The 23,176-nt window shown below is 72.7% G+C and carries 19 protein-coding genes, 1 pseudogene and 1 riboswitch; of the genes and pseudogenes, 17 read left to right on the top strand and 3 right to left on the bottom strand.

The window, feature by feature from the left end:
• The first annotated feature begins 61 nt into the window (after positions 1-61).
• Positions 62-1,327, top strand: coding sequence for a 3-phosphoshikimate 1-carboxyvinyltransferase (aroA, locus tag CLV70_RS13280; RefSeq protein WP_245908199.1), 1,266 nt, complete (start codon positions 62-64; stop codon positions 1,325-1,327).
• A gap of 25 nt (positions 1,328-1,352) precedes the next feature.
• On the opposite strand, the gene CLV70_RS13275 is transcribed toward aroA, so the two are convergent.
• From CLV70_RS13275 to CLV70_RS13265, 3 genes are all read right to left on the bottom strand, one after another.
• Entirely contained in the window at positions 1,353-2,090 is a 738-nt protein-coding gene (locus CLV70_RS13275) for a TVP38/TMEM64 family protein (protein WP_106126756.1), read from the bottom strand.
• Between the two features lie 52 nt (positions 2,091-2,142).
• Positions 2,143-2,856 (bottom strand): type 1 glutamine amidotransferase, encoded by a 714-nt coding sequence (locus tag CLV70_RS13270; protein WP_106126755.1) that lies wholly within the window; start codon positions 2,854-2,856, stop codon positions 2,143-2,145.
• Between the two features lie 68 nt (positions 2,857-2,924).
• Complete coding sequence (locus tag CLV70_RS13265; RefSeq protein ID WP_106126933.1) at positions 2,925-4,145, bottom strand: MurT ligase domain-containing protein; 1,221 nt, start codon at positions 4,143-4,145, stop codon at positions 2,925-2,927.
• Between the two features lie 513 nt (positions 4,146-4,658).
• Positions 4,659-4,782: riboswitch (cyclic di-AMP (ydaO/yuaA leader) on the top strand.
• 6 nt (positions 4,783-4,788) lie between these two features.
• Between CLV70_RS13265 and CLV70_RS13260 the strand changes: the two genes are divergently transcribed.
• The 16 genes and pseudogenes from CLV70_RS13260 to CLV70_RS13185 all read left to right on the top strand — a co-directional run bounded on the left by CLV70_RS13260 (position 4,789) and on the right by CLV70_RS13185 (position 23,166).
• Positions 4,789-5,592: a C40 family peptidase gene (locus CLV70_RS13260; RefSeq protein ID WP_106126754.1), complete on the top strand. Its 804-nt coding sequence runs from the start codon at positions 4,789-4,791 to the stop codon at positions 5,590-5,592.
• A gap of 417 nt (positions 5,593-6,009) precedes the next feature.
• Entirely contained in the window at positions 6,010-6,441 is a 432-nt protein-coding gene (mraZ, locus tag CLV70_RS13255; RefSeq protein WP_041833368.1) for a division/cell wall cluster transcriptional repressor MraZ, read from the top strand.
• A 228-nt stretch (positions 6,442-6,669) separates the two neighbouring features.
• Positions 6,670-7,737, top strand: coding sequence for a 16S rRNA (cytosine(1402)-N(4))-methyltransferase RsmH (gene rsmH / locus CLV70_RS13250; RefSeq protein ID WP_106126753.1), 1,068 nt, complete (start codon positions 6,670-6,672; stop codon positions 7,735-7,737).
• Between the two features lie 8 nt (positions 7,738-7,745).
• Positions 7,746-8,249 (top strand): annotated as a pseudogene (gene ftsL, locus CLV70_RS13245) (cell division protein FtsL); the annotation flags it as partial.
• 256 nt (positions 8,250-8,505) lie between these two features.
• Complete coding sequence (locus tag CLV70_RS13240; RefSeq protein ID WP_425440153.1) at positions 8,506-10,791, top strand: peptidoglycan D,D-transpeptidase FtsI family protein; 2,286 nt, start codon at positions 8,506-8,508, stop codon at positions 10,789-10,791.
• A gap of 55 nt (positions 10,792-10,846) precedes the next feature.
• A complete protein-coding gene (locus tag CLV70_RS13235; protein ID WP_106126751.1) occupies positions 10,847-12,361 on the top strand; it encodes a UDP-N-acetylmuramoyl-L-alanyl-D-glutamate--2,6-diaminopimelate ligase in 1,515 nt (504 codons plus the stop codon).
• Entirely contained in the window at positions 12,358-13,752 is a 1,395-nt protein-coding gene (locus CLV70_RS13230; protein WP_106126750.1) for a UDP-N-acetylmuramoyl-tripeptide--D-alanyl-D-alanine ligase, read from the top strand. The genes CLV70_RS13235 and CLV70_RS13230 overlap by 4 nt, the downstream gene beginning before the upstream one ends.
• The gene (mraY, locus tag CLV70_RS13225) at positions 13,749-14,846 is read left to right on the top strand and encodes a phospho-N-acetylmuramoyl-pentapeptide-transferase (RefSeq protein ID WP_106126749.1); all 1,098 of its coding nucleotides are present in this window, start codon (positions 13,749-13,751) and stop codon (positions 14,844-14,846) included. Before CLV70_RS13230 ends, mraY begins: the two co-directional genes overlap by 4 nt.
• A 65-nt stretch (positions 14,847-14,911) precedes the next feature.
• On the top strand, positions 14,912-16,384 hold the full coding sequence (locus tag CLV70_RS13220) for an FtsW/RodA/SpoVE family cell cycle protein (RefSeq protein ID WP_425440146.1): 1,473 nt from the start codon (positions 14,912-14,914) through the stop codon (positions 16,382-16,384).
• Positions 16,384-17,493: an undecaprenyldiphospho-muramoylpentapeptide beta-N-acetylglucosaminyltransferase gene (murG, locus tag CLV70_RS13215; protein WP_106126747.1), complete on the top strand. Its 1,110-nt coding sequence runs from the start codon at positions 16,384-16,386 to the stop codon at positions 17,491-17,493. Before CLV70_RS13220 ends, murG begins: the two co-directional genes overlap by 1 nt.
• 28 nt (positions 17,494-17,521) lie before the next feature.
• Complete coding sequence (murC, locus tag CLV70_RS13210) at positions 17,522-18,940, top strand: UDP-N-acetylmuramate--L-alanine ligase (protein WP_106126746.1); 1,419 nt, start codon at positions 17,522-17,524, stop codon at positions 18,938-18,940.
• Between the two features lie 7 nt (positions 18,941-18,947).
• Positions 18,948-19,715, top strand: a complete 768-nt coding sequence (locus CLV70_RS13205; protein WP_245908198.1) for a cell division protein FtsQ/DivIB — start codon at positions 18,948-18,950, stop codon at positions 19,713-19,715.
• A gap of 292 nt (positions 19,716-20,007) precedes the next feature.
• Positions 20,008-21,144: a cell division protein FtsZ gene (gene ftsZ, locus CLV70_RS13200; protein WP_106126745.1), complete on the top strand. Its 1,137-nt coding sequence runs from the start codon at positions 20,008-20,010 to the stop codon at positions 21,142-21,144.
• A 4-nt stretch (positions 21,145-21,148) separates the two neighbouring features.
• Positions 21,149-21,892: a YggS family pyridoxal phosphate-dependent enzyme gene (locus CLV70_RS13195; RefSeq protein ID WP_106126744.1), complete on the top strand. Its 744-nt coding sequence runs from the start codon at positions 21,149-21,151 to the stop codon at positions 21,890-21,892.
• A gap of 239 nt (positions 21,893-22,131) precedes the next feature.
• Entirely contained in the window at positions 22,132-22,836 is a 705-nt protein-coding gene (locus CLV70_RS13190) for a cell division protein SepF (protein WP_106126743.1), read from the top strand.
• Between the two features lie 24 nt (positions 22,837-22,860).
• The gene (locus CLV70_RS13185; protein WP_106126742.1) at positions 22,861-23,166 is read left to right on the top strand and encodes a YggT family protein; all 306 of its coding nucleotides are present in this window, start codon (positions 22,861-22,863) and stop codon (positions 23,164-23,166) included.
• Positions 23,167-23,176: the final 10 nt, after the last annotated feature.

Below are 23,176 nucleotides of genomic sequence, written 5' to 3'. Positions count from 1 at the left end.
CTGATGGAACAGGGCCCGCCGCGAGGATCGTGGCGGGCCCTGCCGCGGGCAGAATGACGCCGTGCCCGATCTTCCGGACGTGCTGCCCGTCGCCCCGCTGAGCTCCCCGCTGGACGCCACGGTGCGGCCCCCGGGGTCCAAGAGCATCACCAACCGCGCGCTGATCTGCGCGGCGCTGGCGCGGGGCACCTCCACCCTCTCCGGGGCCCTCTTCGCCGACGACACCCGGGCGATGATGGGCGCCGTCGCCGCCCTCGGCGCGCGGGTGGAGGCCGACGAGGCCGCCCGGACGGTGCGCGTGACCGGCGTCGACCCGGGGGCCGTGGTGACCTCCGGCATGGTCGACGCCCGGCAGTCGGGCACCACGTCCCGGTTCGTCCTGCCCGCGGCGGCGCTGCTGTCCGTCCGTACGGTCGTGGACGGCTCCGCGCAGCTGCGGGCGCGCCCGTTCGGCCCGGTCCTGGAGGCGCTGCGGGGCGTGGGCGCCGTGGTGGAGGAGCTGGACCGCCCCGGGTTCCTGCCGGCGGCGGTGCGCGGGCCGTTGCGCGGCGGCCCGGTCGAGGTCAGCGGGCACATCTCCAGCCAGTTCCTGTCCGGGCTGCTCATGGCGGGCCCGCTGATGCACGCCGGCCTGTCGGTCTCGCTCACCTCCCCGCTGGTCTCGGTGCCGTACGTGGAGATGACCCGGGCGGTGATGGCCGCCTTCGGGGTGACCGTCGACGGGCTGTCGGTGGCGCCGGGCGGCTACCGGGCCGCCGCCTACGACGTGGAGCCCGACGCGAGCGCCGCCTCCTACTTCCTCGGCGCCGCCGCGGTGGCGGGCGGCCGGGTCACGGTGGAGGGGCTCGGCACGGGGAGCCTCCAGGGCGACGTGCGGTTCGCCGAGGTGCTGGAGCGGATGGGCGCGGCGGTGTCCTGGACGAGCGGCTCGGTGACCGTGACCACGGGCGCGCCGCTGCGGGGCGTCGACGTCGACATGTCCGATATCTCGGATACCGCCCAGACGCTCGCGGCGGTGGCCGTGTTCGCCGACTCGCCCACGCGGGTGCGGGGCATCGGCTTCATCCGGCGCAAGGAAACCGACCGGCTGGCCGCGGTGGTGACCGAGCTGTGCCGGGCCGGGATCGACGCGGTCGAGGACGAGGACGGCTTTACGATCCACCCGGGGCGGCCGAGGCCGACGCGGTTCGCGACGTACGACGACCACCGGATGGCGATGAGCATGTCGCTGCTGGGGCTGCGGGTGCCCGGGATCGAGATCGAGGACCCGGGCTGCGTGGCGAAGACCTACCCCGGCTACTTCCGGGACCTGGCGGCGCTGTCCTGAGGGTCAGGCCGTGCTGTCCTGAACGTCAGGCCGCCGCGGCAGCCGCGGCGGCATCGCGGCGGGCGGCGAGGCGCCAGCGGAGCACGATCGTCGTGGTGAGGGCGAAGCCGATGGCGGCCGGCGCGAGCGTCATCGGGCTCATCTCGCCGGGCGCGGTCACCGCCGCGCCGATCACCGCGTAGGACACCGCGGACGGGATGGCGGCGAGCGTGGTGCCGAGCAGGTAGCGCTTGCGGCAGACCGACGTCGTCCCGTACGCGTAGCCGATCAGGCCGTACGGCGCGAGCGGCAGGAAGCGGACCAGGAGCACCGCCGCGAGCCCGCGCCGGTTGAGCCAGCCGTCGAGGCGGGCCATCCGGCCGCCGGCCTTCGCGCCCAGCGCGCCCCGGCCGGCCCAGCGGCCCGCGTAGTAGGTGGCCACGGCCGCGATCACGGCGGCCGCGAGGGCCGTCGCCGCGCCGGTGGCCGGGCCGAGCAGCATGCCGCAGCCCATCGTGACGGCGGTGCGGGGGACCAGGACGGAGAGCAGCAGGCCGCCCACCACCGCGATGGCCACCGCGGCGGCCGGGCCGAAGCCGACCACCGAGTCGGCGATCGACTGGATCGGCAGGACCGCGGCGGCGCCGCCGAGGCCGGCCACGACGGCGGCGAGGATGCCGACCCGGAGGAGGCGGTGCCGCCGCCCCGTCGCGGCGGGGGTCTGCTGGCTGGCCTGAGGGACCGCGCGCTGGAGGGCCCGCGGGGTGATCAGGGTGTCAGTCATGCAGGCGTACCGCCCTCACGTCTCGTCGGTCCGGAAAGGTGCTGGTCTCGGGTCACGCGGCGCCCGCGGCGGCGAGCCGCTCGCCGCGGAGCCGGTCGGCCCAGGTGTCGTCGAGCGGGGCAAGACTATCCGCGCCGATCGCCCAACGCAGTAGCAGATCGGCTATCGCTGGGTTGCGGGCGAGCGCGGGCCCATGGGCGTACGTGCCCAGGATCTTGCCGTGCCATGCGCCCTCGGTCTGCCCGTCGTTGCCGATGCCGGCGGTGACCCGGGCCAGCGGCGCGACGCCGGGGCCGAGGTGGGTCCGGCCGCCGTGGTTCTCGAAGCCGGTCAGCGGGGGCAGGCCCAGCCGCGGGTCGATGTCGCCGCGCACCTCGCCGACCGCGCGGGTCTCGCCCCGGTCGGAGCGGATGTCGAGCAGGTCGAGGCCGGCGCACTGGGCGCCCTTGGCGAAGAAGGAGGCGCCGAAGAGCTGGTAGCCGGCGCAGACGGCGAGCACGGCGGCGCCCTGGGCCACCGCCCGGTGCAGGCCGCCGTCGGCGATGAGCCGCTGGGCGGCCAGCGCCTGCGGACCGTCCTCGCCGCCGCCGATCAGGTAGATGTCGGCGGTCGCGGGCATCGCCTGGTCGGAGCGGATCGAGTAGGTCTCCACCGGGATGCCCCGCAGGGCGGCGCGGCGGGCCAGGATCAGCATGTTGCCCCGGTCGCCGTACGTCGACAGCAGGTCGGGGTAGATCCAGACGATTCGGAGGGTGCTCTCACTCATGGTTGCCCTTTTGTTCTCCGCCGCGGTTACTCATGGGTGTCCCCTTTTGTTTTCCGCCGCGGTAAAACTCAGTTGACACGGTCCAACTCCGCTCGGATGTCCTGGAACGCCGTGTAGTTGGCGATCACCTCGAGCCGGCCCGGCGGGGTGGCCCGGATCGCCTCGTCGAAGGTCTTAACGTGCCGGAAGGGCACTTCGTTCACCTCGAGGCGTACGGCCAGGTCATAGGCCCGGTCGCCGGTGATCAGGACGGGCCGTCCGCGCAGCGGCGAGAAGTCGACGTCGTACAGCCACGAGGTGTCGAAGCCGTCGGGGTCGCGCGCGTTGATGGAGAGCAGGGTCGGCGCGACCTCGGCCATGTCGAACGCCTCGAGCCAGCTCGCCGGGTTCTTGGCCAGCAGGAGCCGGATGTTGCGGCCGTCCCGGTCGACCTGGGCGTAGCGGCCGGCCACCGAGGCCACGCTCGCGAGCCGCGGCACGGCCTCTATCGGCCGCACGCCGAACTCGGCGGCCACGGCCAGGGCGGTGGCCGCGTTGCCGAGGTTGACGTGGCCCGGGAGCTGGAGCTTGACCAGGTGCCAGTCGCCCCTGGGGTCGAGCACCCCGTCGTCCTCGACCGTCCACTGGGCCTGCGGGCGGCGCAGCGGGCACCCGGTGCACCACCAGTCGCCCTGGGCCCGGTTGATCGGGGAGCCGCACTCGGGGCAGACCCACGAGTCGTCGGTCCACCGCTGGCCGGCGCTGAACCAGGTGACCTGGCCGGTGTTGACGGCCGACCAGACCACCATCGGGTCGTCGGCGTTGGCGACCACGTGCACGTCCGGGTGGGCGGCGAGCGCGGTGCGCCACATCTGCGCCATCATCGCCACCTCCTTGGCCCGGTCGAGCTGGTCGCGGGAGAGGTTGAGCAGCGCCACCACGCGGGGGTGCGTCTCCTCGATGACCCGGGCGAGGTAGTGCTCGTCCACCTCGAGCACGGCGAACGGGGTGGCACCCGCCTTGGCCAGCGCGGAGGTGTGACCGGTGGGCATGTTGGCGCCGAACGAGTTGGTGGCGACCGGGCCCAGGACGCCGAGCGCCGCGGCGGCGAACCGGGTCGTGGTGGTCTTGCCGTTGGTGCCCGACACGAGCGCGATCGCGCGGCCGGCGGCGAGGTTGCGCAACAGGTCCGGATCGATCTTCAGGCCGATCCAGCCGCCGATCACCGAGCCGTCGCCGCGTCCCGCGGCGCGCGAGAGCGCGGCCGCCGTGCGCGACACGGAGGTCGCGACCTTGGCCCGCAGGGGCAATTTCCCGTCCGTCACGGCGACGAGGGTACCGGAAACGGACACTACGTCGAGTGGCCCCGGGTGCGACGCCGTTCGTCGTGATCCGTGGGGGTGCCGGCTCGGCCGAACGGGGGAGCGGCGCCCGCCGTCCGGCGCCACGTCTGGGCCGGTGGGGACGTTTGCGGGGGCATTCGCCCGACCTCCGACACGCCCAAGATCATCGGGCCTCCGGCTTTTTGTGTGTTCTGATTCACCCGTAACCTTCGGCAATGAGTGATCGAAACGGTGCCTAGCGTCGCGGCATTTGTCACGTGGCGGTCACAAAACGGACACCACTCATCGTGCCAAACACGAAGAGTGACGAATCGAGGCCCGACAGTGGATCGAGAAATCGGGTAGGCAGGACGGGCCGGTGAGCGCCCGCCCACCGCTCGTACCGCACGGATCACGCCGAGCCCTGCCCCGGTCCGCACGGTACGACCACAGAGCACGTGAACGACCACGAAGGCATACGGGGGCAGGGACGGGGGACCCATTTCCGGTCCGCCACCGGGTCGTACGACCCGGCGGACCTCGGGGTGAAGCCGCGCTCGCGCGGCCGGGCAACCTTCCCGCCCGAACCCGACAGCTAACCTCGCAGGCGTGCCGGAGGGATATCTCTACCGTGCACGAACGCAGTTCGAGCCGGGGCCGCCGCACGTCCATCGGCACCGGATCCGTCGCACTGTCCCTGGGTCTCTGCCTCTGCGCCGGCCAGTTGGTCGCGACGCCGGCAGCCTCCGCCGCTCCCGTCGTCTCGGCGGCCGCGGCAAGGACCGTCGCGCCGAAGCTCTCCGTCTCGTACAACAAGAAGACGGTGAACTGGGGCTCGAAGGTCCGGGTGACCACGAAGCTGATCGACCCCAAGACCGGCAAGAAGCTGGTCTACGGCTGGGTGCGTCTCCAGTCGAAGGTCGACGGCAAGTGGAAGACCTGGCAGAAGAAGTCGGCCCGTACCGGGACCGTCGTCTTCACCACCAAGCCCGGCAAGACGGCCTGGTACCGCACGTACTACGGCGGCACCAAGGGCGTCACCACGGGCTCCACCAAGTCGGTGAAGATCACCGTCCGCACCAGTGGGGCGAAGATCCTCGCCGAGGCGAAGCGGCACAAGGGCGCGCTGTACAAGTTCGGCGCCGCGGGCCCGAAGCGCTTCGACTGCTCCGGCTACACGCTGTACGTCTACAAGAAGGCAGTGGGCAAGAAGCTGCCGCACAAGGCGAACTCGCAGCAGAAGTACGGCAAGAAGATCAGCAAGAGCAACAAGAAGGTCGGCGACCTGATCGTCTTCCGCTCGGGCTCGTACGGCACGCACGCCGGGATCTACGCCGGTGGCGGTTACATCTGGGACTCGCCGCACTCCGGTGCCCGGGTCGGCAAGCACAAGATCTGGAGCAACAACTACGTCGTGCGGCGTCTCGCCGCCTGACGGTTCTCCGGCACAGGCAATACAGCAGTACGGCAGATCAGTGGGGCGCGACCCGGTTCGGGTCGCGCCCCGCTGTCGTACCCGGAACCCTCCACTTCCCTCCCCGCGGTCTCTCCACTTCCCTCCCTGGCGCCCGGACGCGGCGGCGGAAGGCCCGTTTTGCGCGGGGTTTCGTGCCCGCCTGGGCGGCTTGTCGGAAAGTGGACCTTGGTCGGGGGCGTTCACCCCTCCACTCCGGCCCCACCGCGTCTGACGTGCGCTTTCATCCGCGAATCCGGTTCATGGACGGCGCGATTCCGGTTGCGGGTGGAGGGAAGTGGAGTAGAGTGGAGCGCAGTGGCAGGCCGGAGCGGACCTGCCGGCCCGAGCGAACCGGCGGACCGCGAACCGCCACACCGGGGGCAGGGGGTTCGGCCGATGTTCCTCGGCACGCACACCCCGCGCCTGGACGACAAGGGCCGGCTGATCCTTCCGGCGAAGTTCCGGGACGAGCTGGCGGGAGGTGTCGTGATCACCAAGGGGCAGGAACGTTGCCTGTACGTGTTCCCGATGCCGGAGTTCCAGCGCATCGCGGGGCAGCTGCGGGATCAACCGGTCACCAACAAGGCCGCCCGGGCCTACAGCCGGGTGTTCTTCGCCAGCGCGCACGACGAGATCCCCGACAAGCAGGGCCGGGTCACCATCCCGGGCCATCTGCGGGAGTATGCGGCGCTGGACCGTGAACTCGTGGTGATCGGGGCGAGCACGCGGGTGGAGATCTGGGACAAGCAGTCCTGGGAGCAGTACCTCTCGGCGAGCGAGGACGACTTCGCCGACATCGAGGAGGGGGTGCTGCCCGGCGGACTGTAGGCGTGGCTACCTGCCGGCCGCCGAGGCGGTCCGGACGTCGCTGCCGCCGTACTGCGAGATCTCCAGCCGCTCCCGCTCCTGGCGCCTCTTCCCCGGCGCCAGGCGTGTGTCCAATGCGGCGCGCCCGGTGGCAACGGGCACGAGCGGATGGGGATCTGGCGGTACGGAAGACGACCGGACGCCGGTTGCGAACAAGCGGCCGGGTGGCGCGCGAGGAAGAGCGGGGCGATGGGGGTCGACATGGGGGAGCTTCGCGGCACGCACGTGCCGGTGCTGCTCGAGCGCTGCCTCGAGCTGCTCGCTCCCGCCCTCGACCGGCCCGGAGCGGTGCACGTCGACTTCACGCTGGGCCTCGGCGGGCACGCCGAGGCGGTGCTCGAGCGGCATCCGGAGGCCGTCCTCATCGGACTCGACCGGGACCCGGAGGCGCTGGCGCACTCCCGGCACCGGCTCGAGCGCTTCGCCGGCCGCATCCACCTGGTCCACGCCGTGTACGACGAGCTCCCGGCGGTCCTCGCCGACCTCGGTCACCCGCAGTTCCACAGTGGGCTGTTCGACCTGGGTGTGTCCTCGTTGCAGCTCGACGAGGCCGACCGGGGCTTCGCGTACGCCAAGGACGCACCGCTCGACATGCGGATGGACCAGTCCCGGGGGATCACCGCCGAGGAGGTCGTCAACGGCTACGAGCCCGGCGAACTCGTCCGGATCCTGCGCGTGTACGGCGAGGAGAAGTTCGCGCCGCGCGTCGTCTCGGCGATCGTCCGGGAGCGGGCGAAGGCACGCATCGTCTCCTCGGCGCGGCTCGCCGACCTGGTCAGGGGCGCCATCCCGGCCGCCGCGCGGCGTACGGGTGGAAATCCCGCGAAAAGAACGTTTCAAGCGCTACGTATTGAGGTAAATGCGGAACTCGCCGCCCTTGAGGCCGCGGTTCCGGCGGCATTGGATCACCTGGCCCCGAGTGGGCGCCTTGTGGTGATGTCGTATCAATCGTTGGAGGACCGGATCGTGAAGCGCGCCCTGGCCGTGAGGGCGCGCAGCACCGGGCCGGTCGATCTGCCGGTCGAACTGCCCGGCACGGGTCCCAGCCTGCGGCTGCTGACCCGGGGATCGGAGCCGCCGACGGCGGCGGAGGTGGCGGAGAACCCGCGTGCCGCTTCGGTGAAGCTGCGCGCGGCGGAACGGATCGACCAGCAGGACCAGGGACAGGGGGCCGCCCGCGAACGGCCCCGGATGTCCGCGCACGGGGGACGAGGGCGGCGACGCCCGGGGGAACACCAGGAGGGGGAGGGGCATTGAGCGAGCGCATGAGCGCCGCGCCGCGGTCGGGGGGCCGGACCGCGGATCGGACGGAGAAGGGCCGGCGCACGCCGGCCGGCACGAAGGGGACCGCGCGGGGGGCGCGCCAGTTCCCGATCGAGGGCACCACCGCGCTGAAGCTCAACGCCGAGCAGCAGCGGGACACGGTCGCGACGCCGCGGCTGCGGGTCGCGCCGCCCGCGCCGATCAACGCGCCGCGGGCGCCGTTCATCGCGCTGGTGGTCGGCGTCGTGGTCGCCGGCGTGGTGGGCATCCTGCTGATCAACACCAAGACGGCGGAGAACTCGTTCGAGCTGGACACGCTCCAGAAGCAGCAGTCCCAGCTGGACGCCCAGCAGCAGGCGCTGGAGAACGAGATCGCCGCCAACAACATGCCCGGCAGCCTCGACGCGGCGGCCCGGCGGCTGGGCCTGGTCAAGGCGGACTCGCCGGCGTACATCCGGCTGCCCGACGGCAAGGTCTTCGGCGTGCCGAAGCCCGGCAGCGGGAAGCCCGCCGTGACGGCCCAGGACCCGGCCGGCACGGCCGTGCCCACCGGACGCTCGGCGTCCACCCAGGACGCCACGACCGAGGACGTCACCCCGCAGGCCGGCGCCGAGGCGCCGGACACCGCTGCGGTAGCAGGGCAGTAGCGCGGTGACGCCGCGCTCGGACGAGACGCCGCGCCGGGGCCGGGAGCCCCGGCGCGGCGCTTCTTCGCAGGACCAGCCGGGCGGCGAGGACGAGCGGGCCCGCGGTTTCGGCGGGATCGGCGACGCGCGGGCGTACACCCCGCGCGGACGGACCGTGCGGGAGGGCGACCAGCGCACCCGGTCGCCGCGCAGCGGGCGTACCACCGATCCGTTCCGGCCGGCGTTGCAGGTGCTCGACGGCGGGCGGCCGGCCCGGGACCGCCGCCGGGACGCCGACGAGGAGCCTCCGCCGCAGCGGCGGGCGAAGGACCGGGACGAGGAACCGAAGGGCCGCGGGCGGGGCACCGACACCCGCGACACCCGGCGGGAGGCGCCCGAGCGGGACCGTCAGGCGCGTACGGGCCGGGCGGGCTCGGAACGGGGGCGGATCCAGGCCGGGCGTGCCGAGCCGACGCGCGCGACCGCGGGGGCCGGACGGAACAGGGCGACGGCCAACCCGCGGCGGGCGGGCTCCGGGCGTACCGAATCGGTCCGGTCCGGTCGTGACCGCCGGGTCGCCGCCTCCCCGGAACCGCGGCGGACCGCCCGCCCGGGTGCCGCACCGCCACGCCCGGCCGGCCGGCGGCCCGCGCCGGCGGTCCCGGCCGAGCCGCCGAAGCTGGCCAACAGCACCCGCCGGCTGCGGCTCGGCACCGTGCTCGCCCTGACCCTGTTCATGATCATCGGTGTACGGCTGGTCGTGCTGCAGGTCTCGGACTCGCCGGCGTCCGCGCAGAGCCTGCTCAAGCAGCGGCAGAGCCGGCTCACCGAGATCGTGCTGCCGGCACCGCGCGGCAGCATCCTCGACCGTTCCGGCGCGGTGCTGGCCCACAGCGTCGAGGCCCGGCACGTCTACGCCGACCCCGAGCTGGTGAAGGACCCCACCGGCACCGCCGCCAAGCTCTTCCCGCTGCTCGGCGTGCCGCAGTCCACGCTCGTGCAGCTCATGGCCAAGAAGAAGCGCCCCGGCGGCGGCGCCTCCCGCTTCGAGTACCTGGCCCGCGGCCTGGACGTGGCGGAGGCCGACCGGATCCGGAAGATGAACCTGCCCGGCATCGGCACCGGCCGCGACGAGCGCCGGGACGTGCCCGGCGCCGACCTGGCGGCCAACCTGATCGGCTTCACCGGCGAGGACCACACCGGGCTCGAGGGCCTCGAGGCCCGCTACGACGAGCTGCTGCGCGGCACCGACGGCGAGAAGGTGTACGAGATCGGCCGCGGCGACCTGGCCAAGGAGATCCCGGGCGGGTACCACCGCGAGACGAAGGCCGCGCCGGGCTCGTCGCTGCAGCTCACCATCGACAGCGACCTGCAGTTCGAGGTGCAGCGCTACCTCGGTGAGTACATGGAGAAGGTGCACGCGACCGTCGCCGGGGCCGTCGTGCTCGACGTGCAGACCGGCGAGGTGCTCGCGCAGGCCAGCTACCCGCCGTACAACGCGCAGAAGCCGCGCGACTTCGAGCCGCGGCAGCGCGAGGACGCGGTGTCCAGCGTGATCTCCGACCCGGGCTCGACGCACAAGGCGTTCACCATCGGTGCGGCCCTGCAGGAGGGGGTCATCACCAAGGACACCGAGATCGTCGTGGGCCGGGGACTGCGCCTGGGCGGCGCGTCGTTCACCGACGGCCACCCCTTCCCCAACGGTACGAAGCTCACGATCCCGCAGGTGCTCGCGTACTCGTCGAACGTCGGCACGATCCGGATCGGGCAGAAGCTCGGCAAGGAGAAGCTGTACGAGTACCAGCAGAAGTTCGGGCTGGGCCGCCCCACCAACGAGGGCATGCCCGGCGAGGCGCCCGGCCGGCTGCTGAGCCCGGACGAGTGGAGCGGCTCGGCGTGGGGCTCCGTCCCGATCGGCCACAGCGTCGACGCCACCCTGCTGCAGATGGCCGCCGGCTACGCCGCGATCGCCAACGACGGCACGTATGTCCAGCCGCACCTGATCAAGGCCACCATCTCCGGCCGGGACGGCACCGTCACGCCGGCAGCGCCGCCGGAGACGCACGAGGTGCTGAGCCCGCAGGTGGCACGCGACCTGCGGGAGATGATGGAGGCCGTGGTCGACGCCAAGGGCGCCACCGGCACCAAGGCGAAGGTCGACGGCTATCGCGTGTCCGGCAAGACCGGCACCGGCAAGATGCTCGTCGACGGGCAGTACACCAGCCACAACGCCGGCTCGTTCATCGGCATGGCGCCGGCCGAGAAGCCGCGCTTCGTCATCGGGGTCTTCGCCGACGTGCCCAACGGCACCGGCGGCGACGTGGCCGCACCGGCGTTCAGCAAGATGATGGCCTCGGCTCTGCTGCACTACCGCGTGCCACCGTCCGGCACCAAGCCGCCGACGTTCGCGTGGAAGGACTGAGCCACGCGGATGGCGTGCGCAGCCGGGTCCGCGACACCGGGTAGGGTCTGACGCCGTGTCCGGCATTCCCCGTCCCCAGACCGTCCGGCCGTCGCGGCTGACCGACCTCGCGGCGCTGGCCGAGGCCGAGCTCACCGGCGTGGACGCCCAGGTCACGGGCGTGACCCACGCCAGTGGCGAGGTCCACCCCGGCGATCTCTACGCCGCGCTGCCCGGTGCGCGCCGGCACGGTGCCGAGTTCGTCGGCGCCGCCGCCGCGGCGGGTGCCGCCGCCGTCCTGACCGACCCGGCCGGGCGCGACGCGGCGGTCGCCGCCGGCCTGCCGGTCCTGGTGGTCCCCGACCCGCGGGCGGTGCTGGGCGTGGTCGCCTCGGCCGTCTACGGCGACCCGACCGAGCGGCTCACCGTGATCGGCCTGACCGGCACGGCCGGCAAGACCAGCACGGCGTACCTGGTGGAGTCGGGGCTGCGCGCCGCCGGACTGACCACCGGGCTGATCGGCACGGTCGAGACCCGCCTGGGCGACCTGGTGGTGGGCAGCGCCCGGACCACCCCGGAGGCCACCGACCTGCACGCGATCCTGGCGACCGCGGTGGAGCAGGGTGTCACCGCGGTCGTGATGGAGGTCTCCAGCCACGCCCTCGCCATGGGCCGGGTCGGCGGCGTCCGGTTCACCGTGGGCGGGTACACGAACTTCGGGCTCGACCACCTCGACTTCCACGCCGACGCCGACGACTACTTCGCGGCCAAGGCGAAGCTGTTCGACGGGCGCTGCCGGTTCGAGGTGCTCAACGCCGACGACCCGGCGCTGAAGCCGCTGCACAAGCCGGCCACCATCACCTACTCGGCGGCCGGCGACCCGGACGCCACCTGGTCGGCGTCCGGCATCCGCGGCGACGCCTTCGGCCAGCGCTTCACCGCGCGGGGCCCCGGCGGTGAGGTGCGCGCCGGGGTGGCCCTGCCCGGGCGGCACAACGTCGCGAACGCGCTGCTCGCCCTCGCCTCGCTGGTCGCGGCCGGCGTCGACGCCCGGGTGGCGGCCGACGGCATCGCCGCGTGCCCGGGCGTGCCCGGCCGGCTGGAGCGGGTGGAGTCGCCCGGCGACGTGTTCGGCGTCGTCGACTACGCGCACAAGCCGGACGCCATCGTGGCCGCGCTCGCGGCGCTCCGCGAGCTGGCGGCGGCCCGCGGCGGCCATCTGCTCTGCGTCATCGGCGCCGGCGGGGACCGGGACACCGGCAAGCGGCCGCTGATGGGCGCGGCCGCCGCGCGCGGTGCCGACCTCGTGGTGGTCACGGACGACAACCCGCGTACCGAGGACCCGGCCGTCGTGCGCGCCGCGGTCCGCCGGGGCGCGGAGGAGGCCGGTGCGCCGGCGAAGATCATCGAGGTGGCGGGCCGCCGGGCCGCCATCGCCGAGGCGGTGCGACTGGCCGGTTCCGGCGACGTCGTGGCCGTCCTCGGCAAGGGACACGAGCGGGGCCAGGAGGTGGACGGCGAGGTGCTGCCGTTCGACGACCGGATCGAGCTCGCCGCCGCGCTGGCCGGGCGCACGGGCGGTGCCGCTTGATCCGCATGACGCTGGACGAGATCGCCGCGGTCACCGGAGGACGTGCCGTCAACGCCGGCCCGGCCGCGACCGTCACCGGACCGGTCGAGTACGACTCCCGCGCGCTGCTGCCCGGGGGCCTGTTCGTCGCGTTCGAGGGCGAGAAGGTGGACGGGCACGACTACGCGGCCACCGCGGTCGCCGCCGGGGCGGCCGGCGTGCTGGGCTCGCGCGACACCGGGCAGCCGGGCGTCGTGGCCGAGGACCCGCTCGCCGCGCTGGCGAAGCTCGCGCACGTGGTGGCCGGCCGGCTCCCGGAGCTGACCGTGGTCGGGCTCACCGGCTCGTCCGGCAAGACGACGACCAAGGACTACGTCGGTCAGCTGCTCACCCGCCTCGGGCCCACGGTGGCGCCGGCCGGGTCGCTCAACAACGAGCTCGGGTTCCCGTACACGGTGCTCAAGGCGACGCCCGAGACGCGCTTCCTGGTCCTGGAGATGGGTGCCCGCGGCATCGGGCACATCGCCCACCTGGCCGGCATCGCCGCGCCCCGGATCGGCGTGGTGCTCAACGTCGGCGCCGCCCACCTCGGCGAGTTCGGCTCGGTCGAGGGCACCGCGCGGGCCAAGGGCGAGCTGGTCGAGAGCCTGCCCGCCGACGGGCTCGCGGTGCTCAACGCCGACGATCCGCTGGTCTCCGCGATGGCGTCGCGCACGCGGGCCCGGGTGGTCCTGGTGGGCGAGTCGGAGCGGGCCGGGGTGCGGGCCGCCGACGTGACCCTGGACCGGCGGGGACGCGCGGCCTACACGCTGGTCACCCCGGCCGGCAGTGCTCCCGTACGGCTGGCGGTCACCGGCCGCCACCAGGTCGGCAACACGCTCGCCGCCGCCGCGGTCGCGCTGGAGGCGGGGATGGCGGTCGACGAGCTCGCCGCCGCCCTGGGCGAGGTGGGCATCGTGTCCAGCCGGCGCATGGACGTCTTCGACCGCCCCGACGGCGTGACGGTCATCGACGACTCGTACAACGCCAATCCCTCGTCGACGTCGGCGGCCCTGCGCGCGCTGGCGGCGCTGGGGGAGGGGCGGCGCACGATCGCCGTGCTGGGCTACATGGCCGAGCTCGGCGAGTTCGAGACGTCCGGGCACCGCGACGTCGGCCGGCTCGCCGCGGAGCTGGGCGTCGACCGCCTGGTGGCGGTCGCGCAGGCCGCGCCCGTGCTGGACGGTGCCGCGTCCGTACCGGAATGGAAGGGTGAGCCGGTTGCCGCCGCCGACCAGGCGGCCGCCGTCGCCGCGGTGACCGGGGATCTGCGCCCGGGCGACGTGGTGCTGGTCAAGGGTTCGCGATACCGCACGTGGGAGGTGGCCGATGCGCTTCGCGCGGAGACGGCCGCCGAGGAGGTTGGCCCGTGAGGGCAGTCATCGTCGCGGCCGCGGTCGCGTTCATCATCTCGCTGTTCGGCACCCCGGTCGCCATCCGGGTGTTCACCGCGCTGAAGGCCGGCCAGCCGATCCGCTCGGTCGGCCCGGCCTCGCACCAGGGCAAGAAGGGCACGCCCACGATGGGCGGGGTGGCCTTCATCGTCGCCACGGTGCTGGCGTACGTGGCCGGGCACATCGCCCTGACCACCCTGCCGTCGCAGCAGATCGCCCAGGTCCAGCCGACGATGACGGCGCTGGTGCTGCTGGGGCTCTTCGTCTTCTGCGGCGCGGTCGGCTTCCTCGACGACTTCCTGAAGGTGCGCAAGCGGCACTCCGGCGGCCTCAGCGCCAAGGGCAAGCTGATCGGCCAGCTGCTGGTCGGCGGCGGGCTCGGCGTCGCGGCGCTCTACGTGCCCAGCACCAACGGGCAGACGGTGGCGAGCGAGCACATCTCGTTCATCCGCGACATCAGCTTCCTCGACGTCGGCAAGGTCGGCTCGGTGATCGTGTTCGTCTTCGTCATCATGTCGATGTCGAACGGCGTGAACCTCACCGACGGCCTCGACGGCCTGGCCACCGGCGCCTCGATCCTGGTGCTGGGGGCGTACGCGCTGATCGGTTTCTGGCAGTACCGGCACTGGTGCGGAGACACGGCGTACGCCGGTGACTACTGCTACGAGGCGCGCGACCCCCTGGAGATCGCCCTGATCGCGGCCGCCGCCGCCGGGGCCTGTGTCGGCTTCCTGTGGTGGAACACGTCCCCGGCCCGCATCTTCATGGGTGACACCGGCGCGCTCGGCCTCGGCGGCCTGATCGGCGGCCTGGCCATGGCGACCCGCACGACGCTGCTGTCGATCATCATCGGCGGCCTGTTCGTCATCATCACGATGTCCGTGGTGATCCAGATCATCTCGTTCAAGACCACCGGTAAACGGGTGTTCCGGATGTCGCCGCTGCAGCACCACTTCGAGCTGGCGGGCTGGAGCGAGGTCAACATCGTGGTCCGGTTCTGGATCGTCGCGGGCATCTGCGTGGCGATCGGCCTGGGTCTGTTCTACAGCGACTTCCTGCGCGTCATGGGATAGATCTCTCTCGCGACACGCCACGACGCAACCCGGGCGTGGCGTGTCGCGCCACCATGATGGTGGGCATGGGGGAGGACAGTTCCGAGGCCCGGACCACGGTCACCGTGTCGCCGGCCGCCACCGTGCAGCCCGCGCCGCCGCCGGTACGCCCGAAGACGCTGAGCCAGCAGCTGCTGCCCGCGGTGCACGGCATGCTGGCCCGGCCGCTGTCCTCGTACTACCTGCTGATCGCGAGCTCCGGCCTGCTGCTGATCATCGGGCTGACCATGGTGTTCTCGGCGACCAGCGTCAAGGCGTACGCGGAGAACGGCAGTGCCTTCACCTCCATCCGCAATCAGCTGATCTTCGCCGTCCTCGGCCTCGTCGGCTTCTGGGCCTGCCAGCGCCTGCCGGCCACCACGCTGCGCTTCATCGGCGTGTACGTCCTCGGCGCGGCCGTCGCCCTGCTGGCCCTGCTCGACCTGCTGATCGTCCTCGGCGCCGTCGGCATCGTGCCGGTGAACAAGGACGGCACCATCTCCGTCGGCCCGGTCACCGCCGACCTGCTGTGGCTCTACCTCGGGCCGATCGGCCTGCAACCCGCCGAGCTCGTCAAGTTCGGGGTGGTGCTCTGGGGCGCCGACATCATCGCCCGCAAGGGCGCCGCCATGGGCTACTGGCGTGAGTTGTCCATGCCGCTGTTCCCGGTGGTGGGGCTGCTGTTCGTCCTCGTCGGCTACAACGACCTCGGCACGATGCTGGTCCTGCTGTCGCTGATCGTCGGCCTGCTGTGGGCGGCCGGGGTGCGGCTGCGGGTGTTCGCCGCGCTCGGCGTGCTGGGCCTGTCCGGCATCGGCCTGCTCATCGCGGCCGCGTCCCGGGGCGCCGGCTCCGGCGCGGAGGGCGAGCCGAACTACCGGCTGCAGCGGCTCACCACGTTCCTCACCCCGCCGGAGAAGTGTGACCTCGACCTCTGCTACCAGATCCTGCAGGGGCGCTCGGCGATCTACGAGGGCGGCTGGTTCGGCGTCGGCCTCGGCAAGGGCGCCCTCAAGTGGAACTGGCTGCCCGCCGCGGACAACGACTTCATCTTCGCGGTCGTCGCCGAGGAACTGGGCGTGGTCGGCTGCATGGTGATCGTGGCGCTGTTCGCGGTGCTCGCGTACACCGGCTTCCGGATCGCCCGCCGCGTCGACGACCCGTTCCGGCGGCTCGCCGCGACCGGGATCACCACCTGGCTGGTGGCCCAGGCGGTCATCAACATCGGCGGCGTGGTCGGCCTGCTGCCCATCACCGGGCTGCCGCTGCCGTTCATCTCCGCCGGTGGCAGCGCCCTGGTCGTGACGATGGCCGGCGTCGGCATCCTCGCCTCCTTCGCCCGCGCGGAGCCGGACGCGGCGCGAGCCCTGCACGCCCGTCCGCCCGCTCGGTGGGTACGGCTAGTCTGGGCCCCGCTGCCGCCGCTCCCCCCGCCGCGGCGGCCGGGTTCCTCGCGCCCGCCCGCTCCGAAACCGGGCAACCGCGCGCCCGATGACAAGGGGGGCGAGAGGAGACGGTGATGGTTCCGCTGCGGTCGGTCGTGCTCGCCGGAGGAGGCACCGGCGGTCACATCTACCCGCTGCTCGCCTTCGCCGATGCCCTGCGACGGCACTTCCCCGAGGTGCGTATCACCACGCTGGGCAGCCCGAAGGGGATGGAGAACGACCTCATCCCCCCGGCCGGCTACGACCTGCGGGTGATCCCGGCGTTCCAGCTGCCCCGCGCGATCAACCTCAACCTGCTGCGCACGCCGGACCGCATGTACAAGTCCGCGCACGCCGCCGGGAAGATCCTCGACGAGGTGCAGGCCGACGTGGTCGTCGGCTTCGGCGGGTACGTGTCGGTGCCGGCGTACCTGGCGGCGTGGCGGCGCGAGCTGCCCATCGTCATCCACGAGGTCAACGTGCCGCCGGGCGTGGCCAACCGGATGGGCATGAAGTTCACCAAGAACATCGCCGTGGGCTTCCCGAGCCAGCCGGTGGCCGCCGAGTCGCTGCGCGACGCGCGCGTGGTCGGCGTGCCGCTGCGTACGGCGATCGCCCGGATGGACCGCGCCGCGCTGCGCCCCCAGGCGTTGCAGCACTTCGGCCTGCGCCCCGACCTGCCGGTGCTGTTCGTCTCCGGCGGCTCCTCCGGCGCCCGCACGATCAACCTCGCGGTGGCCGAGGCGGCCAAGCGGATCACCCACGCCGGCATCCAGGTGCTGCACGTGCAGGGCGGGCGCAACGACCCGTTCGAGGTGCCGAGCGACCTGCCGGTGCCGTACGTCGTGGTGCCGTACCTGTCGGACATGCAGCTGGGCTACGCGGCGGCGGACCTCATGCTCTGCCGCGGCGGCGCGATCACGGTCGCCGAGACCACGGCCATCGGCATGCCCGCCATCTATGTGCCGTACCCGCACAGCAACCAGGAGCAGAAGCGCAACGCGCTGCCGGTGGTCGAGTCGGGCGGCGGCCTGCTCGTGGACAACTCCGAGCTGACTCCGGAGTGGATCGAGCGTACGGTCATCCCGCTCGCGCGCGACCCGCAGCGGCTCGCCGCGATGGGCCGGGCGGCCGGCGCGTACGGCCGCCGCGACGGCGACGAGGCGCTGCTGGACTTCGTGTGCGAGGCGGTCGCGGGCCGATGAACGTTTCTAGGAGCAGGGGAGTGACCTCGTGAACACGGCGGAGCTGAAGCCGGCCGGCGGCCTGACCGCCGAGGACCTGGGTACCGTCCACCTCATCGGCATCGGCGGGGTCGGCATGGGCGGCCTCGCCCGCCTGCTGCTCACCCGCGGGGTGCCCGTCTCCGGCAGCGAGCTGCGCGAGTGGCCGGCCCTGGCGGCGCTGCGGGCGCTCGGCGGCACCGTGCACATGGCGCACGAGGCGTCCAACCTGGACGGCGTCGACACGGTCGTCTACTCCACCGCGATCCCGCAGGACCACGTCGAGATCGTCGAGGCGCACCGGCGCGGGCTGCGGGTGCTGCACCGCTCCGAGGCGCTGGCGGCGGCCATGACCGGGCGCCGCACGATCGCGGTGGCCGGCACCCACGGCAAGACCACCACGACGTCGATCATGACGGTGATCCTCCAGCACGCGGGGGAGGACCCGTCGTTCGTGATCGGCGGCGAGATCTCGGCGGCCGGCTCCAACGGCCACCACGGCACCGGTTCCTCCTTCGTGGCGGAGGCCGACGAGAGCGACAAGTCGTTCCTGATCTACCGCCCGCACGTCGCGATCATCACCAACATCGAGGGCGACCACCTCAACAACTGGGGCGACCTCGACGGGCTCAAGGCGGGCTTCCTGGAGTTCGCCCGCCTCACCGACGACGACGGCTTCGTGGTGACCTGCGCCGACGACGAGGGCGTGCAGGAGCTCATCGCGGCGCTGCGCGCCCAGGGCAGGACCGTCTACACGTACGGCGAGAGCGAGGCGGCCGATCTGCGGCTCACCGACGTGGTCTCGTCCGTGCAGGGCGTGCGCTACCAGGCGACGCTGGACGGCAAGCCGCTGGGCGAGATCCAGCTCGCGCTGCCGGGGCGGCACATGGGGCTGAACAGCGCCGCCGCCGTGCTGACCGCGCTGCGGCTGGGGCTGCCGCTGGACAAGATCACCGAGGCGCTGGGGTCGTTCCCGGGCGTACGGCGGCGCTTCGAGCGCAAGGGCACAGTCGCCGGGGTGCGCGTCTACGACGAGTACGCGTACCACCCGACCTCGGTGAAGGCGGCGCTGCGGACCCTGCGCGAGGTGGCCGGCGACGGGCGGCTCGTGGTGGTGTTCCAGCCGTACCGGGTCTATCGGACCCGCGACCTGCAGGCCGAGCTCGCCGAGGGCCTGGCGATCGCCGACGAGGTGATCGTCATGGAGGTCTTCGGGCCGGGCGAGACCCGCGGCCCGGGCGAGGGCGGCGCGGCGCTGACCGCGGCGATCGACCTGCCGGAGGAGCGCAAGGTGTTCGTGCCGTCCTGGGAGGACGTGCCGGCCGAGGTGGTCCGCCGCAGCCGCCCCGGCGACGTGGTGGTGACGATGGGCGCCCCGCCGATCTCGCTGATGGGCGACGAGCTGCTGGCCGCGCTGGCGGAGAGCTGACCCTGCGGTGAGCGACGGGGGCGGGCGCAACTGGCGGCTGGTACGGGCGGACACGGACGCCGTGCCGCCGTCGGTGCGCCGGTTCATGGCCCGCGCCCGGCAGCGCCGGATGCGGGCGGCGCTGCCCTGGGCGGTCGGCCTCGGCGCGCTGCTGGTGGTGGGCGCGCTGGTGTGGACGGTGTACGGCACGTCGGTGCTGGGCGTCCGGGACGTCCGCGTGGTCGGCACCGGCATCCTCACGCCGGAGCAGGTCGAGCAGGCCGCCGCCGTACGCCTCACCGAGCCGCTCGCGCGCGTCGACCTCGACGCGATCCGGGGCCGGGTGCAGGCCCTGCCGGCCGTCGAGCGGGCCGTCGTGTCGCGCAGCTGGCCCGCCACCGTCGAGGTGCAGGTCGTGGAGCGTACGGCGGTCGCGGCCGTACCCCTGGGCCAGGGTTTCTCGCTCATCGACGCCGAGGGCGTCGCCTTCCGGACCGTCCCGCGGCGGCCGGCGGAGCTGCCGGTCGCGCAGCTCGCGGCGCCGGGACCGGCGGACATCAACACCCGCTCGGCGCTGGTGGTGCTCTCCTCGCTCACCGCCGAGCTGCGCGAACAGCTGGTGTCGATCTCGGTGCCGGCGCCGGCGCAGGTGCGGCTGGGGTTGCGCAAGGACCGGACGATCATCTGGGGCGACGACACCGAGAGCGAGAAGAAGGCTCAGGTGGCGACCGCGCTGCTGGAGCGCAAGGGCGACACGATCGACGTGAGCGCGCCGACCGTGGTGACCATCCGCTGAGTCGGCAGTAAACAGACAACCCGCGCTAAACGGCGCATTCGGTCGGAGGTTACGGCTCAGTCGGATAGTCGCCTCGCAAGCGGACGCCGACACGCCGCGTTGGTCCTTGGATCGGGCGACACGTCCGCTTACGTTGCCCCGAGAGGTTCAGTAGTTGACATAACTCTAAGCCTCTAGTAGAGGGTGAGGGTTTCCTCGCCCTCCCTTGTACGGAGCGGACGTCGATGGCGGTTCCTGGCCGGACCGCTGGGGCCTCGACGTCCGCCAACCCTGGAAGGGAAGGCTGAGCCCGATGACACCTCCGCACAACTATCTGGCGGTCATCAAGGTCGTCGGCATCGGTGGCGGCGGCGTGAACGCCGTCAACCGCATGATCGAGGTAGGGCTCAAGGGAGTCGAGTTCATCGCGATCAACACCGATGCCCAGGCGCTGCTGATGTCCGACGCCGACGTCAAGCTCGACGTCGGCCGCGAACTGACCCGCGGGCTCGGCGCCGGTGCGCAGCCCGAGGTCGGCAAGAACGCCGCCGAGGACCACCGCGACGAGATCGAGGAGGTCCTCAAGGGGGCCGACATGGTCTTCGTGACCTGCGGCGAGGGCGGCGGCACCGGTACGGGCGGCGCCCCCGTGGTCGCGAACATCGCCCGCAAGCTCGGGGCGCTGACCATCGGCGTGGTCACCCGGCCGTTCTCGTTCGAGGGCAAGCGCCGCCAGGTGCAGGCCGAGTCCGGCATCGACGAGCTGCGCAACCAGTGCGACACGCTCATCGTGATCCCGAACGACCGGCTGCTCGCCCTCGGCGACCGCGGCATCAGCATGATGGACGCGTTCCGGCAGGCCGACCAGGTGCTGCTCTCCGGCGTGCAGGGCATCACCGACCTGATCACCACGCCGGGTCTGATCAACCTGGACTTCGCCGACGTCAAGAGCGTCATGAGCGGCGCGGGCAGCGCCCTCATGGGCATCGGCAGCGCCCGCGGCGACAACCGCGCGGTCGAGGCGGCCGAGAAGGCGATCTCCAGCCCGCTGCTCGAGCAGAGCATGGACGGCGCGCGCGGCGTGCTGCTCTCCATCGCCGGCGGCTCGGACCTCGGCCTGTTCGAGATCAACGACGCGGCCCAGCTGGTCACCGACGCGGCGCACCCCGACGCCAACATCATCTTCGGCGCGGTCATCGACGACGCGCTCGGCGACGAGGTGCGGGTCACCGTGATCGCGGCCGGCTTCGACGGGGGCACCCCCTCGTACAAGCCGACCGAGACGGCCCGCAAGGTCGTGCAGCAGCCCACCGCACCGCCCGCGGTCACGCCCAGCGTGCCCGCGCCGGTGAGCCCGGCGGTTTCGCCGCCGGCGGCGACCACGCCGCCGCCGCGCCGGGTGCTCTTCGACGACGTCGACGTGCCGGACTTCCTGAAGAACGGCTCCTGACGGCTTGCCGGACCAGGCGCGCCGGGACCAGCTGGCCGCCTCGCTCGCCGAGGTGCACCAGCGGATCGCGCGCGCCTGCACGGCGGCGGGCCGCGACCCGGGCAGCGTCGCCCTGGTCGCCGTGACCAAGACGTACCCGGCCGAGGACGTCGTGCTGCTGGCCGGGCTCGGCGTCACCGACGTCGGGGAGAACAAGGACCAGGAGGCCGCGGCGAAGGCGGCCGCGGTGGCCGGGGCGGGGGTCCCGGTCCGCTGGCATTTCGTCGGCCAGTTGCAGCGCAACAAGGCCAGGTCGGTGGTGCGCTACGCCGATGTGGTCGAGTCGGTCGACTCGGTACGCCTGGCGTCCGCGCTGGACGCCGCGGCCGGCCGGCACCGGGACACCCCGCTCGACGTGCTGATCCAGGTCAGCATCGACGGGGATCCGGCGCGGGGCGGCGCCGTCGATCCGGCCGCCGGCCCGCCGCCGTCCGATCCGGAGCACGACCTGCGGCGCGTCGCCGAGACGGTGGCCGCCGCGGGCACCCTCCGGCTGCGGGGCCTGATGGCCGTGGCCCCGCGCGGGTGGGAGCCCGCCCGGGCGTTCGAGGCGCTGGCCGCCACGGCCGCCCGGCTCCGCGCCGGTCATCCGGACGCGACGGTGCTGTCGGCGGGGATGAGCGGTGATCTCGAGGAGGCCGTCCGGTACGGGGCGACACACGTACGGATCGGCACTTCTTTGCTCGGGATGCGAAACCCGCTGCGGTAGCCTTGCGGCGGGCAGCAAACTACATACGTGTTGTTTACGCGCGACGTGCCCGGCCTTCGGCTTGCCGGCACCGCGCCCGACGACGCAGCGTCGTTAGCGGGCGCCGGGGTCCGAAGGTTTGGAGATCGCGGAATCCGTGCAAGGGGGGAGCGGCCCGCCCGGGGGGAGCAGGCCGTATACACGGACGGAGGTGGGGGCATGGACGAGCGGTTCGGCGCCGAGCAGGGGCTGGTGAAGGCATGAGCGCACTGCGCAAGGCCGGCGTGTGGCTGGGCCTGGTCGAGGAGGACGACCAGTACGACGACCGCGGTTACCGCGACGGCGGATACCGCGAGCGGGAGCGTGACCGCGACCGTGACCGCGACCGGGACCGGGATCGCGACTCCGGTTTCCGCTACGCCGACGAGTACGACGATGACGACGTCGACGAGGCACCGTCGCTGCCGCGGGCGCGCGCGTCCGAGCGGGGCAGCGGCCGGCTCGAGCGGGCCGCCGCGGCCCTCGACCGCGAGGAGCACGAGCGGGCCGAGCGCAGCGAGCGCGGCAGCGTCCGCTCGATCACCCGCCCGCCGGCGCCGGTGAGCGAGCCGGCCTTCTCCACCCGCGAGAACCTGGCCCTCGCGCCGCAGACGCAGGTGCACCAGCGCGTCGTCGAGGAGGAGCAGCGCTACCAGATCACCACGCTGCACCCGACCACGTACCGGGAGGCCCGCACCATCGGAGAGCACTTCCGCGACGGGGTGCCGGTGATCATCAATCTCACCGAGATGGATGAGAGCGATGCCCGCCGTCTGGTCGACTTCGCCGCCGGACTGGCCTTCGGCCTTCGCGGTACGATCGAGCGCGTGACCAACCGGGTATTCCTGCTCTCGCCGGCCAACGTCCAGGTCACCGCGGAGGACAAGGCCAAGATCGCTGAGGGCGGTTTCTTCACCCAGAGTTGACCCCTAACGAGGGACCCGCCTGACGTGCTGTCGATCGTGTTTCAGATCATCTATCTGTTGGTCTACGTGTTCTTCCTGACCCTGTTGGCCCGGTTCGTGCTGGGTGCGGTGCTTCAGTACGGGCGCCGGTGGCAGCCGGGGCGAGGGGCGTCGGCGGCAATGGAATCGGTGTGGAGCGTCACTGATCCGCCCCTCAAGGCGTTGAGGCGTGTGATCCCACCGCTTCGAATTGGTACCGTGAGTTTGGACCTGGCGTCCCTGGTCCTGCTGGTTATCCTGTTCGTGCTTTTGAACTTCGTGTTAGCGCGTCTGATCATCGCGTTCGCCTGACCGCGAGCGC

Source organism: Pseudosporangium ferrugineum (assembly GCF_003002065.1).
GTDB lineage: Bacteria > Actinomycetota > Actinomycetes > Mycobacteriales > Micromonosporaceae > Actinoplanes > Actinoplanes ferrugineus_A.
The sequence above is the reverse complement of the archived record's forward strand: the minus strand, read 5'-3'. Positions and strand labels throughout refer to the sequence as shown.

Coding starts and splice junctions, on each gene's coding strand:
- murG (WP_106126747.1), top strand. CDS start 16,384: ATGGTTCCGCTGCGGTCGGTCGTGCTCGCCGGAGGAGGCACCGGCGGT.
- CLV70_RS13270 (WP_106126755.1), bottom strand. CDS start 2,856: ATGAGTGAGAGCACCCTCCGAATCGTCTGGATCTACCCCGACCTGCTG.
- mraZ (WP_041833368.1), top strand. CDS start 6,010: ATGTTCCTCGGCACGCACACCCCGCGCCTGGACGACAAGGGCCGGCTG.
- ftsZ (WP_106126745.1), top strand. CDS start 20,008: ATGACACCTCCGCACAACTATCTGGCGGTCATCAAGGTCGTCGGCATC.
- CLV70_RS13275 (WP_106126756.1), bottom strand. CDS start 2,090: ATGACTGACACCCTGATCACCCCGCGGGCCCTCCAGCGCGCGGTCCCT.
- CLV70_RS13220 (WP_425440146.1), top strand. CDS start 14,912: ATGGGGGAGGACAGTTCCGAGGCCCGGACCACGGTCACCGTGTCGCCG.
- rsmH (WP_106126753.1), top strand. CDS start 6,670: ATGGGGGTCGACATGGGGGAGCTTCGCGGCACGCACGTGCCGGTGCTG.
- CLV70_RS13190 (WP_106126743.1), top strand. CDS start 22,132: ATGAGCGCACTGCGCAAGGCCGGCGTGTGGCTGGGCCTGGTCGAGGAG.